Genomic DNA, 310 nt, shown 5'->3' with positions numbered 1-310 from the left:
TCCACTCGACCGTCAGATCTTTTTCGCGGACGTAGTCGAGAATCGCGTCGGCATTGATGGTCGCCGTTGCTCCGGCCCTCTCGTCGAAGTCGAGGACTGGGTCGATGATGGCACACTTGCAGGTCGCGGGATCGGACACCACGTACTGGACGCTCCAGGTGCGTTTGTCGAAGAAGCCCTTCACCTGCGGCCGGCGCGCGGCATGCCTCTCCAGCCAAGCTGCAGCGGAAGACGTGTCGAAGCCCCGGCTGCGTCCGAATTCAACGAACTCGTCGGCTGACATCCGACCATCAATCACCTCGCCAATGAG

The 310-nt window shown here is 61.6% G+C and carries 1 pseudogene; it reads right to left on the bottom strand.

Annotated features, from left to right (window positions below):
• Positions 1 to 310, bottom strand: a pseudogene (locus BN1800_RS39845) (bifunctional sulfur transferase/dioxygenase Blh); the annotation flags it as partial.

Source organism: Rhizobium sullae (genome assembly GCF_900169785.1).
GTDB classification, from domain to species: domain Bacteria; phylum Pseudomonadota; class Alphaproteobacteria; order Rhizobiales; family Rhizobiaceae; genus Rhizobium; species Rhizobium sullae.
The sequence above is the reverse complement of the archived record's forward strand: the minus strand, read 5'-3'. Positions and strand labels throughout refer to the sequence as shown.